The 18,590-nt window shown below is 69.7% G+C and carries 13 protein-coding genes, 1 tRNA gene and 2 riboswitches; of the genes, 10 read left to right on the forward strand and 4 right to left on the reverse strand.

Annotated features, from left to right (window positions below):
• Positions 1-35 precede the first annotated feature (35 nt).
• From W5W_RS0104100 to W5W_RS0104110, 3 genes are all read right to left on the reverse strand, one after another.
• Positions 36-905, reverse strand: coding sequence for an ABC transporter ATP-binding protein (locus W5W_RS0104100; RefSeq protein ID WP_017194451.1), 870 nt, complete (start codon positions 903-905; stop codon positions 36-38).
• Positions 906-964: 59 nt separating this feature from the next.
• Positions 965-2,539, reverse strand: a complete 1,575-nt coding sequence (locus tag W5W_RS0104105; RefSeq protein ID WP_017194452.1) for a serine hydrolase domain-containing protein — start codon at positions 2,537-2,539, stop codon at positions 965-967.
• A 187-nt stretch (positions 2,540-2,726) separates the two neighbouring features.
• Positions 2,727-4,406 (reverse strand): DNA repair helicase XPB, encoded by a 1,680-nt coding sequence (locus W5W_RS0104110; protein ID WP_017194453.1) that lies wholly within the window; start codon positions 4,404-4,406, stop codon positions 2,727-2,729.
• Positions 4,407-4,558: 152 nt separating this feature from the next.
• On the opposite strand from W5W_RS0104110, the gene W5W_RS16795 reads away from it, so the two are divergent.
• Together W5W_RS16795 and W5W_RS0104120 are read left to right on the forward strand one after the other, a co-directional pair.
• Complete coding sequence (locus W5W_RS16795; protein WP_017194454.1) at positions 4,559-6,931, forward strand: helicase-associated domain-containing protein; 2,373 nt, start codon at positions 4,559-4,561, stop codon at positions 6,929-6,931.
• 101 nt (positions 6,932-7,032) lie between these two features.
• Entirely contained in the window at positions 7,033-8,559 is a 1,527-nt protein-coding gene (locus W5W_RS0104120) for a DUF3027 domain-containing protein (protein ID WP_029574066.1), read from the forward strand.
• Positions 8,560-8,640: 81 nt separating this feature from the next.
• Here the strand turns inward: W5W_RS0104120 and W5W_RS0104125 are convergent, their stop codons facing one another.
• Positions 8,641-9,627: an NAD(P)-dependent oxidoreductase gene (locus W5W_RS0104125; protein ID WP_008733334.1), complete on the reverse strand. Its 987-nt coding sequence runs from the start codon at positions 9,625-9,627 to the stop codon at positions 8,641-8,643.
• 235 nt (positions 9,628-9,862) lie between these two features.
• Here W5W_RS0104125 and W5W_RS0104130 point away from each other — a divergent pair, with 235 nt between their 5' ends.
• The 8 genes from W5W_RS0104130 to W5W_RS16305 form a co-directional block, all read left to right on the forward strand.
• Entirely contained in the window at positions 9,863-11,323 is a 1,461-nt protein-coding gene (locus tag W5W_RS0104130) for an NCS2 family permease (RefSeq protein ID WP_017194456.1), read from the forward strand.
• A 232-nt stretch (positions 11,324-11,555) separates the two neighbouring features.
• Positions 11,556-12,899: an MFS transporter gene (locus W5W_RS14585; RefSeq protein ID WP_017194457.1), complete on the forward strand. Its 1,344-nt coding sequence runs from the start codon at positions 11,556-11,558 to the stop codon at positions 12,897-12,899.
• A 201-nt stretch (positions 12,900-13,100) separates the two neighbouring features.
• Positions 13,101-13,772 (forward strand): metal-dependent transcriptional regulator, encoded by a 672-nt coding sequence (locus tag W5W_RS0104140; protein ID WP_017194458.1) that lies wholly within the window; start codon positions 13,101-13,103, stop codon positions 13,770-13,772.
• A 307-nt stretch (positions 13,773-14,079) separates the two neighbouring features.
• A riboswitch (cyclic di-AMP (ydaO/yuaA leader) is annotated at positions 14,080-14,244 on the forward strand.
• Positions 14,245-15,021, forward strand: coding sequence for a C40 family peptidase (locus W5W_RS0104145; protein ID WP_017194459.1), 777 nt, complete (start codon positions 14,245-14,247; stop codon positions 15,019-15,021).
• Between the two features lie 210 nt (positions 15,022-15,231).
• Positions 15,232-15,393, forward strand: a riboswitch (cyclic di-AMP (ydaO/yuaA leader).
• Positions 15,393-16,169 (forward strand): C40 family peptidase, encoded by a 777-nt coding sequence (locus W5W_RS0104150; protein WP_017194460.1) that lies wholly within the window; start codon positions 15,393-15,395, stop codon positions 16,167-16,169. (Overlaps the previous riboswitch by 1 nt.)
• 286 nt (positions 16,170-16,455) lie before the next feature.
• Entirely contained in the window at positions 16,456-17,403 is a 948-nt protein-coding gene (locus W5W_RS0104155; RefSeq protein ID WP_008733344.1) for a universal stress protein, read from the forward strand.
• An 84-nt stretch (positions 17,404-17,487) separates the two neighbouring features.
• Positions 17,488-17,560: transfer RNA gene (locus W5W_RS0104160), tRNA-Arg, on the forward strand.
• A 486-nt stretch (positions 17,561-18,046) separates the two neighbouring features.
• The coding region (locus tag W5W_RS16305) for a hypothetical protein (protein ID WP_017194461.1) at positions 18,047-18,590 on the forward strand (544 nt) is incomplete at its 3' end.

Genomic DNA, 18,590 nt, shown 5'->3' on the forward strand with positions numbered 1-18,590 from the left:
GGGTCGGCCCTTCCTTTCCTTACTTCTCTGCGTGCTCAGTGGCTGGGCGATGAAGCCTGGGCGGGCGCGCTGCCGGGCCTGCGGGTGGAGTGGACCAGCTCGGCGATGCGGGCGGCGTCACGGGTATCGGACCAGGTGACCAGCCGGCCCCCGCTCATGACCGCCACGGCGTCGGCCCGGGCGGCGGCCTCGACGTCGTGGGTGACCATGACGACGGTGGTGCCCTGTTCGGTCAGGCGGCGCAGCCAGTCCAGGACGACCTGCCCGGCGTTCAGATCGAGGGCGCCGGTGGGCTCATCGGCGAAGACGATCCTGGGCTGCGAGGCCATCACCCTGGCGATGGCGACCCGCTGACGCTCGCCGCCGGAGAGCTGATGCGGCTTGAGACCGGCGCGGTCGGCCAGGCCCACGGCCTCCAGGGCCGCCACCGCCCGGCTCTTCCCCAGGGGGCGCCCGGCCAGGCGGGAGGGCATGGAGACGTTCTCGGCGGCGGTCAGGGAGGCGATGAGGTTGTAGTCCTGGAAGATGAAGCCCACGTTGCGGGAGCGGAACTTGGCGCGCTTCGCCGGCGTCATGAGGGTGATCGCTGTTCCCAGGAGGTTGACCCGTCCGCCGGTGGGCGCGTCCAGCCCCGCCAGGGTGTGCAGCAGGGTGGACTTGCCGGATCCCGAGGCTCCCACCACGGCGGTGAAGCTGCCGGCGGGCAGGTCGATGTCGACCCCGCCCAGGGCCGCCACCTGGGCGTCCTTGCGCCCGGGGACGTCGTAGACGCGGGTCAGTCCCCTGGCCGAGATCGCTGGGATCGTCCGATTGTCGGGGCCGCCCGGGGCGTGCGACCCGATGGCGTCGCCGTGCGGCGGCGGCCAGGCGCCGGTCGTGGGTCGTGCCGTCGGCTGTGTGGTCATGATTGCTCCTTTTCTGTTTCTGCTTCTGTTCCTGTCGAGTGGGATCCGGCGCGGAGCGCTCATCCCTTGGGGATCACGATGAACAGGACGAGTCCGATGAAGACCAGGCACAGGACCAGGCGGAGCCATAGCCACCAGTGCAGCCTCCCGGGGCCGGGCAGCCAGGACAGCTCGCGCCACCGCAGGGCCATGCTGGCGATCGCGTAGGCGCCGGGCATGATGGCCAGGGCATAGGTCCACCCCGGGAGGAGGTCCCACGGGCCGCCGGCGACGGCCAGCGCGGCCCAGCCGGCCAGGTCCGCGGTGCGGATGCCCGCCGCCAGCCGTGACCCCAGGTGCTCGGCGCGCCAGACGGCCCATGCCCCCAGCGCCGGGAGGATCGCGGCGGAGGGGCCCAGGTAGATGTAGGCGTTCGGGGAGGGGGCCAGGGTCCGGCCGGAGCCGGTCAGCAGGGCCAGCCCGAGGTCCTCCACGCCGCTGACGAAGGTGTTGGCGAGCACGACGACGGCCCTCCCCGAGGCGGGGTCGAGGGCCACGTAGGTGGTGCCCCAGGGCATGCTGCCCTCGTGGTTGTAGATCTCACGGCCGTCCACGCGCCCGGATCGCCACAGGTAGCCGACGCCGTCGTCGCCCTCGACCCCGGGGGTCCGCTCTCCGCCGGCGCGGGGCTTCAGGGCCTCTCGCCCGCCGGGGGCGCTGCCGTCCAGAACGGCCTGGGCGTAGCGCGTCAGATCCGCCCCCGTGGTCCAGGTGCTCTGCCCCGAGATCAGGCCGACCGGCCCGCCCACGCCGGGCTGGGTGCTGTGGCCGTTGCCCAGGCGCCCGCGGATGGCGCCCTCGGGCACGATCGGATCGTCGTCGACCGTGGTGAAGACCGTGGAATCCATGCCCACGGGCTCGAAAAGCCTGGAGACCACCAGATCCTCCCAGGACTCCGCCCCCGCGGCCCGGGCCAGGACGAGCCCCAGCAGCTGCACGCCGGTGTTGGAGTAGGAGAAGGAGCCGCGCCCGTCCAGCTTCGCCCGGCTCACCTCCTTCAGGAAGGAGTCAGCGCTCTCAGTGTTCTCAGCGCCCTCAGTGCTCTCAGTGCTCTCATCGGCGCTGTTGGATCCGGCGATCGCCCCCACCAGGTAGGCGCTGTTCAGGAAGTTGGGCAGGCCGGAGTGGTGGGTGGCGAGCTCGAGCAGCGTCACCTCGCCGGCCGGTGTGCCCGCGAGCTGGGGGATGTGAGAGGCCGCGGTGTCGTTCTCGGCGATCTCCCCGCGGGCGATGGAGTCCGCCATGAGCTGGCCGGTGAAGGTCTTGGTCACCGAGGCCAGGTCGTAGCGGGTGTTCTCATCGGGGACGACGCCGTCGGCCGAGCCGATGCCGGCGTGCCGCACCTCCTCGGGGGAGATGACCGAGACGTGGACGGCCTCCAGGCCGGCGTCGTCGGATATGCGGTTGCGGACCTGGGCGGCCAGGTCGGCGTCGCCGCTGGTATGCCCGTCGATATGCGGTGTGCGCGGACCGACCGCGAGCGCGAGGAGCGCGACGGCCACTGCCGCCACCGCCGTGCCGACCGTCTTCAGGCGAGCCGCAGTGCTTCGGGGGGAGGGGGAGGAGAACGAGGGGTGGGCGCTCGGGGCTCGCATGCATTAACCATGCAGCAGCCGCGCTGTGGTTTCGATCATGCTGGCGGGACAGCAGGGGTGGGGCTAGCCCCACCCTGTACTCCGTTACTCCGTCGAGATCGACATTCTCGAACGAGATCGACGGTGCCACCGCCACCCTCGTTCGAGAATGTCGATCTCGACAGGGGGAGGGGGAGCGAGCGCTCCCCTACAGATCGCCGGAGTCGATGATGTCGTAGGTGTAGCCCTGCTCGGCCAGGAAGCGCTGCCGGTGGGCGGCGAACTCCTGATCGACCGTGTCGCGGGTGACCACCGTGTAGAAGTGCGCCTGGCGACCGTCCTCCTTGGGGCGCACGATCCGTCCCAGGCGCTGGGCCTCCTCCTGCCGGGAGCCGAAGGAGCCGGACACCTGCACGGCCACACTGGCCCCGGGCAGGTCGATCGAGAAGTTCGCGACCTTGGAGACCACGAGCGTCCGCACCTCTCCGGCGCGGAAGGCCCCGTAGAGCCGCTGGCGCTCGCGCACAGTGGTGGCTCCGGTGATCAGCGGGGCGCCCAGGTGCTCGGCCAGTTCCTCCAGCTGATCGACGTACTGGCCGATGACCAGTGCGGATTCGCCCCGATGGCGGTCCAGGAGCTTGTCCACCACCTCCAGTTTGGCGGGCGTGGCCGCGGCCAGACGGTACTTCTCCTCCTTCTCGGCGGTGGCGTAGGCCATCCGCTCCCCGGAGTCCAGGGCGAGGCGCACCTCGGTGCAGATCGCCGGCGCGATCCAGCCCTGATTCTCCAGGTCCTTCCAGGGCGCGTCGTAGCGCTTGGGGCCGATCAGGGAGAAGACCTCGTCCTCCCGGCCGTCCTCGCGCACGAGGGTGGCGGTCAGCCCCAGGCGGCGGCGCGCCTGCAGGTCCGCCGTCATGCGGAAGATCGGGGCGGGCAGGAGATGGACCTCGTCGTAGACGATCAGGCCCCAGTCGTGGGAGTCGAGCAGATCCAGATGCGGGAAGACGCCTTTGCGCTTGGTCGTCAGTACCTGATACGTGGCGATGGTGACGGGTCGGACTTCCTTGCGGGACCCCGAGTACTCGCCGATCTCGTCCTCGGTCAGCGAGGTGAAGCGGATCAGCTCCTCCTTCCACTGGCGGGCCGAGACGGCGTTGGTGACCAGGATGAGCGTCGTCGTCGAGCTCCGCGCCATGGAGGCGGCCCCCACCAGGGTCTTGCCGGCGCCGCAGGGCAGGACGACGACGCCGCTGCCGCCCGCCCAGAAGGATTCCACCGCCTCGTTCTGGTAGGGGCGCAGTGCGAAGGCCCCGGACGCATGCTCCCGTGCGCCGGCCGGGTCGTCGTGCAGGACGATCGAATGGGCCTCGCCGTCGACGTAGCCGGCCAGGTCCTCCGCGGGCCACCCCAGTTTGATGAGCACCTGCTTGAGATGACCGCGCTCGGAGGGATGGACGACGACGTCGGCCTCTCCCAGGCGCGCCCCGAACAGGCCCTGGGTGCGCTTGGAGCGCATGACCTCTTCGAGGACGGGCACATCCGTGGTGTGCAGGACCAGTCCATGGGCCGGATCGGTGACCAGCTGCAGACGGCCGTAGCGATCCATGATCTCGGCGATCTCGGTGAGCAGGGCGTGGGGCACCGGGAATCGCGAGTAGGTGATGAGGACGTGGACGACGGTTTCGGCGTCCAGCCCGGCGGCTCGGGCGTTCCACAGGGCCAGAGGGGTGATCCGGTAGGTGTGGATGTGCTCGGGCGCTCGCTCCAGCTCGGCGAAGGGGGCGATGTCGCGGCGGGCGTCCTCGGCGCCGGGGTGGGCGACCTCCAGAAGGACCGACTTGTCGGACTGGACGATCAGGGGGCCATCGGGCGTCGCGGGCGCAGACATGATGGGGATTATCCCAAGTCTCGTGTCGGCCGCACCGTGATTCGGGCGACGCATTGTCCAGACTGCTTCCGTGATTTTTGAGCTTCGGTCCGGCCGCAGCGATCACGCCGTCCAAGGTGGCGGACAGACGCAGGCGCACTAGAATAGTGAGAATGAGCACAGGGGCCCAGTGGGACAGCAGCGAGCAGCGCACCGAGCGGAGCCCTCGTGCCCCGGCCTCCGGCAGTGCTTCCGGTGCGAGTCTTGAGGAACTCGCCGCTCATCTCGCCGCCCTGCCCGATGCCGACGTCGTCGAGCTCCTCGTCGCCCGTCCCGACCTGACGACTCCGCCGTCGGCCTCCTTCACCGCGCTCGCGGCCCGCGCCGGCGCCCGCCCCAGCGTGGAAGCCGCCCTGGCGCACCTCGACACCCCCACCCTCGCCGTCGCCGAGGCCGTCGTCGCCCTCGGCATGCAGGACACCGACGCCCTGGCCGAGGCCCTCGGCCTGGATTCGCAGGAGACCGCCGCTCACCTGGAAGAGCTCGGCCGGCTCGCCCTGGTGATCGATACCGGGGCCGTGGTCGGCCTGGTGGACGTCTTCGGCCCGCACCCCTTCGGCCTGGGGCCCGAAGCCGCGGATCCGCCCGTTCTCCCACCGCCCCTGTCCGAGCTCCGGGCCGCCCCGGGGGAGCTGTCCGATGGCGCCCTCGGAATGCTGCAGGCCTTGGCCTGGGGGCCGCCCGTGGGCACGCTGCGCTCCGGCGGCAGGGCGCCCGTGGCGGCGGAGCTGGTGCAGCGCGGTTGGCTGATACGCGACCACGACACCGCCGGCCGCACCCGGTTCGTCATGCCCCGGCAGGTCGCCCTCGCGCTGCGGGGCGGCCTCCTGCCCCGCGAGCCCCTGGAGGCGCCCGACTACGCCGACCTGGAGTCTCTGTCCGTCGATGCCGTCGCCGCAGAGGCCACGCGCCATGCCGAGGAGGCCGTCCGCCTCGTGGCCGCTCTGCTCGCCGAGTGGGGCCGCGACGGCGGAGGAATCCTCCGCACCGGAGGCGTGGGCGTGCGCGCACTGAGCCGGACCGCGGAGGCTCTCGACGTCGAGCCGGGCATCGCGGCCACGATCATCGAGGCCGCCGCGGCCGCCGGACTGCTCGGACTCGATGACGCCGGTGCCGCGTGGGTGCCCGCCCGCACGGCGGCCGCCTGGCTGACCGCCGAGTTGCCCGAGCGCTGGGCCGCCCTGGCCGCCGCCTGGGCCACCACCGCCCGCACCGCCTGGCTCGTCGGCCAGCGCGGCGATGACGGCACCCTGCGCCCCGTCCTGGGCGCCGACGTCGAGGCGGCCTGGGCCCGCTCACTGCGCCGCCGTGTGCTGAGGCTGCTCGACTCGGTTCCCGAGGGGACGGCGGTGACTCCGACGTGGGTGCGTGCCGTGCTGACTTTCGCCAGGCCGCGGCGCCCCGTGCCCAAGGGTGCGGTCACCGCGGTGCTGGCCGAGGCCGAACTGCTCGGCCTGACCGGGGGCGGGGCGTTGAGCCGGGCCGGGCGCCTCCTGGCGGGCTCGCTGTCCGAGGCTGAAACCGGCGCCGCTGCCGAGGAGCGGCTCATGGAAGAGGACGGGCTCCTGTCGCGGCTGGAGGAGGCCTTCGCCGCCGATCTGCCCAGGCCGGTGGACATGCTGCTGGTTCAGTCCGACCTCACCGCGATCGTTCCGGGCCGCCCCGCCCCGGCGCTGGCGGCGGTGCTCGAGCGCTGCGCCGAGGTCGAGTCGCGCGGAGGCGCCCTCACCGTCAGGTTCACCGCCGATTCGGTGCGCGGCGCCCTGGACGCCGGCTGCTCCGGCGATGAGCTCATCGAGGAGCTGGGCGCCCACTGCCCGACCCCGCTGCCGTCCGCGCTCAAGGTTCTGGTCGAGGACGCGGTCCGCCGCCACGGCGCTGTGCGCGTGCGGGAGGCCGTCAGCATTCTGCGCGTGGGCGACCCGGTGGTGGCGGCCGGGATCGTCGCCGACCCGCGGCTGACCGGCCTGGCACTGGCCGAGGTCGGCCCCGGGGTCCTGGCCTCCTCCGCGCCCGCGGGTCGAGTGCTGCGCGAGCTGCGCTCCGCCGGACTCGCCCCGGTCCTGGAGGACGCCTCCGGACGACGGCTCGTCGCCGGCGAGGCCGAGAGCCTTCGGCGCAGCGGGCTGCGGGCGCCGGAGCCGGCGCGTCCGGGCTCGCACCACATGGTGCGCCTCCATCGCCTCGGGCAGGAGGAGCTCACGGTCATGGTCTCGCGCCTGCGCGCCGGGGAGCAGGTGAGCACCGACTCCGGGGTGCCCGCGAGCGCCGCCACGGACCCGGTCCATTCCCTGGCTCTGCTGCGTCAGGCGCAGACATCTCGGACGCATCTGCAATTGCGGCTGGCCGGATCGGACGGGGCCGTGCAGGAGCGGCGGGTCCGGGTGCTGGCCGTCGAGCCCGGGCGGGTGCGAATAGCCGACGTCGTGCGTCAGACCGAACTGACCGTGGCCGTCCATCGGATCGTGTCTGTCAATTCAGGATGAATGATGAATTCTGAATGAAATCAGAAAATTACTGGGCGCCCCTTGACATCCCCTTGCTGACACCCCCTTCTCCCGAGCGCCCTTGGACTTAGACTGGGTGAGTGACTGACGCAGCAACAAACGCATCGTCCGGATCTGCGGGTGCCGACGCTCCGAGCAGTGAGCCGGGGGCTGCCGCCGTCGACCGGCCCGGCTCTTTGCCGACCGAGGCGGAGAGGGCGGCCGCCGCCAAGGACAGAGTCCTCACCTCTCCGGCTGCCATCGAGCGCGCTCGAACGGCACTGTGCGAGATCACCGAACCGCTCTCGGTGGGGGAGCACACGGCTGCCAAGCTGCAGGCCGAGCGTCTGGTCACCCATCTTTTCGAGTGCAACCTGGCCGGCTACGAGGGCTGGCGGTGGGCGGTGACCATGGCCCGGCCTCCGCGCGGCCGCACTGCGACGGTCTGCGAGTTGGAGCTCCTGCCGGGTGAGGAGGCCCTCCTCGCCCCGCCCTGGGTGCCCTGGGCCGATCGTCTTCGCTCCGGCGACATCACTCGTTCCGATCGCCTTCCCAAGCGCGAGACCGACGAGCGCCTCGAGCCCGGTTGGGAGTCCACGGGTGAGGAGGGGGACAGGATCGCCCTCGACGAGCTCGATCTGGGGCGTGCTCGCGTACTCAGTCATGAGGGCATCCAGCGTGCCGCCCAGCGGTGGTACGACGGCGAGCACGGGCCGCAGGCGGATGGCGTCCGCAAGGCGCGCGCGAGCTGCTCGAGTTGCGGATTCCTCATGCTCATGGCCGGGCAGATACGCCATGTCTTCGGTGTCTGCGCCAATGAGCTGGCCGTTGATGACGGTCGGGTCGTCTCGTTGGATCACGGCTGCGGAGCCCACTCCGAGACCGATCTGCCGGACCAGGGCCCCGAGTGGCCGGTGACGCCGTCGCGCATGGATGACAGCGCCCTGGAGCCGCTCGGCACCGACGGCGCCTCGATCCGTGCCGGGCTCGGCAGCCCGGCCGAGCCCGCCGGTGACATGGACGTTTCCGGAGCTGAGGCGGAGATCTCGCCTCTCCTTGAGAAGGCCGATAAGCGCAGGTCCGTCAGGGAGGGCGGGGGCTCTGGAAGGAAGCGCACACGCCGTTCCCGTGCAGCGGCAGTGGCGGCGGCGACGGTCATACCGATCGTGCAGCAGCCCTCCGGTGGTGAGGGCGCCCCGGCGGCGAACGAGAGGGCGCAGCGGTCAGGAATCTCGGAGCGGCCTGAGAAGCCTGAGAGGCCGGAGAAGGCGAGGAAGCGGGGGCGGTCGGGCAGGGCGGAGAAGCTCGAGAAGCTTGAGAAGTCGGTTGAGAATGCCGCCGCGCACGACGAGGGCGAGCCCGTGCGCGCTTCCCGCTCACGACGTGCGGCCCGTGCCCGGAGAGCGACGCCCGTGAAAGAGAAAGAGCATGCCTCCGATGCGGCGGTGCAGGAGCCTCAGACTTCTCTCCAAGGCCTGAATGAGCCCGCCGCCGAGCGCGCGGCTGCTGCTCGTGAGGCCGTCGCCGGTCTGAAGGCCGGGATGCAGGAGCGCAGTACCGCACCCGAGGTCGTGGGGTCTGCGGCTCTGGCCGAGCTGGAGGCCCGCCTCCCTCGCCGAGATCGGTAGTATTCCGCGCCGAGATCGGTCTGGGCGGCATTGCGGGCAGCGCTCGCGGTCTATTACCGACAGCCGGCACCCTCAGGGCCGTCAGTGGGATGCTCGGGTCACTTGGGCCTCCAGACCGGTCAACGGTTCATCCGACGGCGTCGCCTCGACCGCAGCCGCATTGGCGAGGATCCGCTCCACCGCCCCGACGACGCGCCCTCCGGCGGCGTGCGGGGTGAGCAGCAGGTTCGGGGCGTCCCAGAGCGTCGATTCGGCGGGCAGCGGCTCGGGATCGGTGACGTCGAGACCCGCCCCGCTGATGGCGCCCGCGCGCAGCGCCGCTTCCAGGGCGGCCTGGTCAACCGTCGTGCCGCGACCGACATTGATCACGACGGCTCGGCGCGGCAGCAGTGCGAGCCTGCTCCGGCTGAGCGCTCCCGCGGTCTGCGGCGTGCTCGGCAGCACCATGATCAGCAGGTCGGTCTCCGGGAGGACGGATTCGATGTCGGCCTCGGCGACGACCTCGTAGCCGGCCCGCCGCCCGGCCGTGCGCGCGACCCCGCGCACGCTCGCGCCGAAGGCGGTCAGCAGCCGGGCCGTCGTCTGCCCGATCGCGCCGAAGCCCCACACGAGCGCGCGGGCGTCGAGCAGCGTGGTCAGGCGCTCCGGGTCGTGAACCGGATGGGGGCCGCCCAGATTCGGCTCCCATTCATGACGGTCGGCGGCGCGCACCGCCGCCGGCAGTGAGCGCGCGCAGCCCAGTGCCAGGGCGACCGCGTGCTCGGCCACCGTGCGGTCGTGGAAGTGACGGCCCGAGGTGATCGACACCGAGTCCGGGAAGCCGACGGCCAGAACATTGTCGGGCCCGGCGGCCAGCGTCTGGATCCAGCGCAGGCGGGTGAGGTAGCCGGGCATCTCCGCCAGGACATCAGCGCTTCCCGGCCCGCCGCCGCCCCACAGGACCAGGCCCTCGGCGTCGCGATGCTCTGCCGGGACGGGTTCGGCCTCGCTGAACAGGACGACGTCGTGGCCGGCGGCGCGGATAGGGGCGGGATCGATGTAACCGGCGTCAGTCAGGAGGATCTTCATGTCTCCAGCCTCCCACGACGCCGCTCGCCCGTCCTGTGCGCCGGGCGGGGCCCCTGACCCTGCAGGGCGGGCGGGGGCGACCGGCGCACGCCAGGCCGGCACGAGGCCGGCGCGAGACCGGCCGAGACCGGTTGAGACCGGACCGCACCGCCGCAGCCGTATCACGCCCTGATCGAGACATCCGTGTGACGGGCTTGGCGCGCGCCCACCCGGTTGCATCTGGAAGGATCGTGTCGTGAATACACAAACCCCTGCCTCCCAGAAGGCGGCCGCCCGCGGCTCCGCCCTGGACGCCTTCTTCCACGTCAGCGAGCGCGGCTCCACATTCGCCCGCGAGGTCCGCGGTGGCGTCGTCACCTTCTTCACGATGGCCTATATCCTCGTGCTGAATCCGCTCATCCTGTCCACCCCGTACGACGGCATCCCGCCGTTGGGCACCACCGAGCAGATCGCCGCCGGCACAGCCCTGATCGCCGGAATCATGACGATCCTCATGGGCGTGGTGGCCAACTACCCGATGGCCCTGGCGGCGGGGCTCGGCATCAACGCGATGGTCGCCTACACGCTCGTGGGCACGAGCGGCATGACCTACGCCGATGCCATGGGGCTGATCGTCATCGAGGGCGTCATCATCCTCATCCTGGTCCTCACCGGTTTCCGCGAGGCCGTCTTCAAGGCCGTTCCCACTCACATCAAGACCGCGATCAGCGTCGGGATCGGCCTGTTCATCGCCCTCATCGGATTGGTGGACGCCAAAGTGGTGCGTCGCGCCACCGGCACTCCGCTGGAGCTGGGGCTGGGCGGGTCCCTCCAGGGATGGCCCGTGCTCGTCTTCCTCTTCGGCCTGTTCCTCATGCTCATCCTGCACGTGCGCAAGGTGAAGGGCTCGATCCTCATCGGCATCATCGCCTCCACCGTGCTGGCGGCCCTCATCGAGTTCGTCGCCCACCTGGGACCCTTCGACCCGGAGAGCAACCCGACGGGATGGTCCCTGTCCGTCCCCGCCCTGTCCGGCCCTCCGGTCGAGATTCCGAGCCTGGCCACGCTCGGGCACTTCAACCTGCTGGGCTCCCTGGACAAGATCGGCATCGTCAGCGTCGTCCTGCTCATCTTCTCCCTCCTGCTCGCGGACTTCTTCGACACCATGGGCACCATGGTCGCGATCGGCGCCGAGGGCGATCTCCTCGACGAGGCCGGCAACCCGCCGAAGATCCGCGAGATCCTCGTCGTCGACTCCCTGGCCGCGATCGCGGGCGGCGCGGGCGGCGTCTCCTCCAACACCTCCTACGTCGAGTCCGCCGCGGGCGTGGGCGAGGGCGCGCGCACCGGCCTGGCCTCGGTGGTCACCGGTGTCCTGTTTCTGCTGAGCATGTTCCTGGCGCCGGTGGTCTCGATGGTGCCCTACGAGGCCGCCACCCCGGCCCTGGTGATCGTCGGCTTCCTCATGATGACCCAGGTGACCGACATCGACTGGAAGTCTCCGGACATCGCCCTGCCGGCCTTCATCACCATCATCATGATGCCCTTCTCCTACTCGATCACCAACGGCATCGGCGCGGGCTTCATCGCCTACCTTGTCATCCAGCTGGCGCGCAGGCGGGGCAGGGAGGTCCACCCGCTCATGTGGGGGGCCTCCGTGCTGTTCATCATCTACTTCACGCTCGCGCCCATCAAGGCGATCCTCGGGGTCGCCTGAGCCCTGCCCGGCTCCACTCGACGAGGTCGACATTCTCGAACGAGGACGACGGTGACACCGTCGCCCTCGTTCGAGAATGTCGACCTCGTGCGTCGGTCTGCCCCCGGGCTGCCGAGGTCTACCCTGAACTGCCTCAACAGCACAGGGACGGGCGTAAGGTGAATCGATCCGCACGAGCACGCGCGGACACCAGCAGAAGCGGACACCGACAGAAATTGGAGCCTTACCGATTGTGAGCAGCACCTTCGAGTCGCTGAAGTTCCACAACTACCGCATCTGGTTCTTCGCGGCTCTGATCACCAACACCGGCACGTGGATGCAGCGCGTGGCCCAGGACTGGCTCGTGCTGCGCATCCTCACGGACGACTCGGCCGCGGCCACGGGGACCACGACCGCGCTCCAATTCCTGCCGGCGCTGCTGCTCAGCGCGCACGCCGGGGTGATCACCGACCGCGTCGACCAGCGCAAGTTCCTCATGATCACCCAGACGGCGCTGGGCGTCGTCTCGGCCCTGCTGACCGTCGACGTCCTGGCCGGCCGCGCTCAGCTGTGGCACGTCTACCTCGCGGCTCTCGCCACCGGAGTGGTCAGCGCCTATGACGCACCGGCGCGGCAGATCTTCGTGGCGCGCATGGTGCCCTCCAGGGACCTTGCCAACGCCGTCGGGCTGAACTCCGCCTCCTTCAACGCCGCCCGACTGCTGGGTCCCGCGGCCGCCGGCCTGGTGATCGCCTGGGCCGGGGCGGGCTGGGTCTTCCTGGTCAATGCCCTCACCTTCCTGTTCCCCACGCTGGCGCTGGCGACCATGCGCGTCGCCGAGCTCTACGACGTCCCCCGCGCCGCGCGGGCCAAGGGGCAGGTGCGCGAGGGGCTGGCCTATGTGCGGCACCGCGGCGACATCATGATCATCATCGTGGTGATCTCGCTGGTCTCGATGCTGACGCTGAACTTCCAGGTCACCATGGCGGCCATGGTGCGCAGCGCCTTCGATCTGGAGTCCGATGCCTACGGAACGGTCTCCTCCGTGTTCGCCGTCGGATCGCTCACCGGCGCCCTGTGGGCCGCGCGGCGCCGCAGGCCCCGGGTGCGCACGGTGGTGGTCGCCTCGTTCCTCCTGGGGGTCTTCACCCTGGTCATGGCGGCCATGCCGGGCTACCGGCTGTTCACGGCCTCCGCGGTACCGGTCGGGTTATGCGTGCTCACTGTTCTGACCGGCGCCAATCAGACGGTGCAGCTGACCACCGCTCCGGAGATGCGCGGTCGCGTCATGAGCCTGTACATGATGTGCCTCCTGGGCACGACGCCGATCGGCGCGCCGTTGATCGGATGGGTCTCGGACGTCTGGGGGCCGCGCACGGCCCTGGCGGTGGGCGGCGTTGCGGCGATCGTCGTCTCCCTGGCTGCGGCCGGGTGGGCTCGGCGTCACTGGCGCGTGAGCCTTGCCCGCTCGACTCGCTCAGCTCATTCGGCCCGCCTGGCCACCGAGGCCCGGCCGTCTGCGCCCGGGATGTCCCAGACGTCCGGGCGGCCGCACGGACGGCCGCCGCGGGGCTCCTCGCAGGGCACCGCCGGTTGACCGGGGTGACCGGGGTTCATCGGGCCTTCGCCTGGGGCCGTCGCCCGGGCGTGGGGAGTTCTCACCGGTGGTTCTCTCCGCCATGCTGCGAGCCCGCTCCATGGTGCCTGGATATCCTGGAACCAGGAGCGCGGGCCGGCCGGGACCCGCCGCTTTTACGAGGCCAGCACAGCGTCGTCGAACCGTGAGGAGGCCCTGGCCGTGAGCGAGCTCATCGACACCACAGAGATGTACCTCAAGACCGTCTACGAGATGGAGGAGGACGGCGTTCTTCCCTTGCGAGCGCGCATTGTCGAGCGTCTCGACCACTCGGGGCCGACGGTCTCCCAGACGGTCGCCCGCATGGAGCGGGACGGCCTCATCCATGTTGCGGAGGACCGCTCGCTCCAGCTCACCGAGGAGGGGCGCGCTCGGGCCACCGAGGTCATTCGCAAGCACAGGCTTGCCGAAAGACTGCTTCTCGACGTCATCGGCATGGACCGTCGTCTAATTCACGAAGAGGCGTGTCGCTGGGAGCATGTGATGAGCGAGCAGGTCGAGAGCCGCCTGGCGGAGATTCTCGACGGCACCGACGCCGACCCCTTCGGCAACGTCATTCCCCCCTCCACGGCGGTGCACCCCGAGCCCTCCACCGATGAGGTCAGTGCGGCGCGTTTGAGCCGGGAGGGGGAGGCCTCCGCGGTCGTGGCGCGCATCGGCGAGCCCATCCAGGCCAATGCCGCCCTGATCGCGCGAGTCGAGGACGCCGACATCCGCGCCGGTGAGACGGTCCGTCTGCGCACCGCCACCGGTGGTGTGCGCGTGGTCGGGCCCGGGCAGGAGCCGGTGGTGCTCTCCCGCGATCTCGCCCGCCATCTCTTCCTGCGCCGCTGACTCCGTCATCTCCTCCTGCGCCGCATGACGGGAGGCTCCGCTGAGAGCCCGCCGAGGGGCCGTCGGGGGAGGGCTCGGGGGCGCTCGGGAGGCTCTGCGCAACCCCCGTATGTCACGGAAAGATCACGATTGCGGCGGTTCGCGGGGTCTGTGTGACGGCAGGCCCAGCCTCGTGGGTGATCACACAAGACGGCCGTCGACACCCCGCTTCACACGGGAGATAAAAATCCGCTAACGTTGCCGATGCAGCCGATGAGGTCGGCTGTGAAGGGGCGGGCAGAGCCTAAGCCTGCCGGTGCTCGTCTCTTCCATTCCCAAGCACAATCATCGGCAGGCCCGGGGGAACCACTTCTCCGGTCCGATCCGGCTCATCCGGTCGGCTCGGACCTTGGGGTGAAGCCCGCGCAAGCGGGCCGGGCGTCTCCCGCCCGAACCCGACAGCTAACTCCGTCGGCTCATCAGGAGAAAATCAGTGACTTCAAGCGTCAAGGCCCGTCACCGCAAGGCCGCCCCCCCGCTTACCCCGCTGTCCACCGCCGGTCCTGTCGCGCGCCGCGGCCTCGCTGTCGCCGCGTCCTCGGGTGTGGCGCTCGCGATCATCGCCTCCGGCGCGAACGCCGCCGGGGATGGCACGGATGTCGGTGATTCCGCCGGCGCGCTGACCAACGCCGGTGTTGACACTCTCGCCAATGAGGCGCGTGAGGCCGTCACCACCAACGCCGCCATCACCACCTCCGAGACCTCTCGTCTCGAGACCTCCGACCCCGTTGCCGAGGTCACCGCCGAGGCCCCGGTCTTCGAGCAGCCCGCCGCGCAGGAGCCCGCTCCCCAGGTCGAGGAGGTGTCGGCTCCCGCAGCGGAGCAGGCGCCCGCCCCCGCCGAGGAGGCCGCTCCTCAGGCGCCTGCCGCTCCCGCTCCGTCCGCGTCCGGCTCGATCGCCGCCACCGCCATGCAGTACGTCGGTTCCCCCTACGTGTGGGGAGCCGAGGGCCCGAGCGCCTTCGACTGCTCCGGACTCGTGTCCTACGTCTATGGCCAGTTCGGCACCTCGCTGCCCCACTCCTCCGAGGGCATTCGCAGTGTCGGCACCGTCATCTCGGCCGCCGAGGCCCAGCCCGGCGATGTCATCTGGTGGTCCGGTCACGTCGCCATTTACGCCGGCGACGGCATGATGGTCTCCGCCGAGAGCGAGAGCGTTGGCGTCCAGTACCTTCCGGTCCGCCCCGGAGGCACCTTCCTGCGGATGTGATGCGCTCCAAGCTTCAGAAGAACCGCCTCGGTCTCGTTATAGAACCGAGGCGGTTTTTCATCCTCTAGGAGGAGGCGCCCAAGGGAAAAGTGTGATCTCTCACAGCCAAGTGCGTGATCGCGCCGTGACACGCCGGGTCGCCCTCGGGTACCGTCGTCCGTGTCGCGAGGCCACCCTCCCGGCCCTCGACTCGAGGCTTCGTCCTGCCGCTCGAGTTGAGGCTCCTTATCCCGATATCCACGGCAGGAACGGGGGAACCACGAATTGGTCCGCAAGCGCTGCGGGCCTCAGGGGTGAAGCCTGCGAAAGCAGGCCGGGCTTCTCCAGTCCGAACCCGACAGCTCACCTCGGCAGCCCAATCAAGGAGAAAGATGTCCAGCACCAAGGCTCGTCACCGCAAGGATGCCCGTCCCGTCACGTCCGTCACCCCGGTGGCGCGTCGCAGCCTCGCCGCTGCCGCTACCTCGGGTCTCGCGCTGACGATGATCGCTTCGGGTGCGTCAGCCGCCGCCACCGGCTCCGAGGCCGCGGCTTCTGCCGGCTCGCTGAAGGACGCTGGCGTCGATGCACTCACGGTTGGTGCTCGCGCGGCAATGTCCACCAACGCCGCCGTTCAGATCTCCCCGGATGCTTCTGCCGCCAACGCTGACATCGCGGCCGATGTCACCGCGGAGGCTCCTGTTATCGAGCAGCCCGCCCCGAAGGCGAACACGGCTGAGACCACGACCACCACGACGGCCGATTCGTCGGCCTCCGCGACGGCTGACAACGCCGCCGCGACCTCTGAGACGCAGGCCGCCCCGACGCCGGCGTCCAACGCCGGAGGCGCCGTGGCGATCGCCATGCAGTACGTGGGTCGCCCCTATGTGTCCGGGGCTGCCGGTCCGGACGCCTTCGACTGCTCCGGACTCGTCCAGTACGTCTACGCGCAGATGGGCATCTCCCTTCCCCGCACTGCCCAGGCCCAGGGATCGGCGGGCACCCTCGTCTCCGCTGCTGAGGCCCAGCCCGGCGACATCGTCTACTTCGGCCACCACGTGGGCATCTACGCCGGTGACGGCAAGATGATCGACGCGGGCACCGAGTCCACCGGCGTCGTGTACCGGGACATCTACGAGACCCCGATCGGCTACGTGCGGGTCGGCTGACCTCATCCCACCATCGCAGCAGAGCGGTCGTTCCTTGCGGAGCGGCCGCTTCCTGCTTTTCTCCCGAGGCATCACGCGAGGCATCGCGTCTCCTGGGGCTCGCGCCCCGACGCCGTCAGCGGGTTGCGGGCGCCGACCGGACTCTCGGTTCGCCAGCGGCGTTCAGCGCTGCGCTACGGCAGGCGGCTTGGAGAATCAATGGCTTTAGGTGTCTTGGACCACACGGCTTTGCGAGAGACAATGATGTGCGACGGATTCCCGGCGCCCGGAGAAAGGGGCACAAGTCATGTCCGAAGACGGAGTCATCCTGGTCGGAGTGGATGGATCACCCGAGTCTCTCGGTGCGGTGGACTGGGCTGTGGCCAGAGCCGCATGCGAGGGCTGGCGGGTTCACATCTTGTGCGCCTACTCCTTGCCGTCCTTCACCACCGCCTCCCTGGACGGCGGCTATGCGGCTCTTGATGACACTGCGGTGAGGGCGGGTGCCCAGGCCGTCGTCGATGAGGCGATCGCCCGCGTTCAGGACAAGGGTGTGACAGTCACCAGCTCCCTGGAGACGGGCGACCCCGCCGGGGTGTTGGTCGACCTGTCCGAAGAAGCTGTCTTGACCGTCGTCGGCACTCGGGGCGGTGGCGGTTTCGCCGATCGCCTGCTCGGAACCGTCTCCTCGGCGCTACCGGCGCATGCCCACTGCCCCACGATCGTGGTGCCGCGGCACACCGAGGGGGCCGAGTACACGCCCGCACGACGCATCGTGGTGGGCGTTGACGGCTCGGACTCGGCCCGCAAGGCGCTGCGCTGGGCCGTCCGTGAAGCCGAGGTCTGGGGGGCCGAGCTCACCGCCATTGCCGCCGTTCCCATGGCCTCCGGCGCCGGTGCTTTGGCTTGGCTGCCGGCGGCCGTTGACCGGGAGCAGGTCCTCACCGACGTCCGCTCCGGGCTGGACCGCGCCGTGGCGGACGCGCTCGAGGGGCACCCCGAGGTGGTGGTGCGCCGTCACGCCCTGGATGGCAATGCCGCTGAGCTCATGGCGGAGTTCTCCACCGCTGTCGACTTGGTCGTCGTCGGCTCCCGCGGACGAGGCGGATTCTCCGGTCTGCTGCTGGGCTCGGTGAGCCAGGGAGTGCTGTCGCACGCCTCCTGCCCGGTCATGGTGGTGCCCGCGCGCACCGGTAAGGAGGAGCGTGCGGAGACTCCTGCAGAGCGCAACCAGACCCCCTGGAGGCGTGCCTGACTGGTGGGGAGGGTCGGCTTCCCGTCGTCGTGCAGAGCTCCCGTGTCATCGGGAGGGTGCTGCGTGCGGTAAGGTTGGGCGCAGGCCCTCGTAGCTCAGGGGATAGAGCACCGCTCTCCTAAAGCGGGTGTCGCGCGTTCGAATCGCGCCGGGGGCACCCAGTGCGCAAGGCCCGGGTGGGGTCCGATCTCGTCGGGCCCCACCCGGGCTCTTCGCCGAGATCGGTCCGGTTCCGCCTCGAGATCGGTCGAGTTCCGCGTTGAGATCGGTCGTACTCCGCGTTGAGATCGGTCCGGTGCGCGATCATCCATGAGACTTTGCGACGACGGCGTGATTCTCGCGGTCATTGAGTGAAGTGGTAGTGAGTGAGGTCTTTGAGGAGCGAATGGCCGCGCGCTGGACGAGGACCTGGATAGCAACCGGATGCCGGCTAAGAGGCCGCGGATTGTGTGCTGTGCGACCTGCTGTCAGCAGATTTCTTGAGTCGAGGGAGTTGTTTGAAGAAACCCGTTCATTCGAGTTGAGAAACCTTGGGCCCTATATTTCCTCTGGAGCAGATGCGCTCCGGCTCGTCTCCGAGAGTGTCGAAAAATCGGGCCGATATCTGAAACTCACTAGGGATTCCGCGAGGAGGGTCCGAGAGATGGGTCTGATGCCCACAAAGATGGAAGGCGTCAGCCACGCGATGCTCGGCGATCCCGGACGGATCGGTGGGTGGATTCAGGTTGAGGTGGGGCCATCCGCGATTTTTGGGAATCCGTCTCTTCTCCTCGGCGTTGCGGGAATCATGACGCAGTTCGCGAGGCAGCAGGAAGTGAGAGAGCTGAGAAATTTCCTGCAGAATATTGACGAGAAGCTCGACGACGTGCGCCGCCGGCAGCGCGATGAGGTTATAGCGAAAATGGATCGTGCTACCACCGCCATCGAGGAAGTGATGATGATCCGTGTGTGGCTGGCCGTGCTTGCTCGGTGCTTACAGCTCAAGGACGAGCATGAGATTCTGGAGCTCGACCATGTTCTCAGGACCGCTCCAGACTCCTTTGAGCGTCATCGTCTCGGTCTTTCGCAAGCATCCCGAGAGCGAGGAGAGAAGATCGCTGCTATGACTGGGGCCTTTATCGCGCAAATGACAGAAGCGGGTGGGGTCGCTGAAAAGAATGTACTTTTGCGTGCTTTCAGCTCACAGA

The organism is Actinomyces massiliensis 4401292 (genome assembly GCF_000269805.1).
GTDB lineage: Bacteria > Actinomycetota > Actinomycetes > Actinomycetales > Actinomycetaceae > Actinomyces > Actinomyces massiliensis.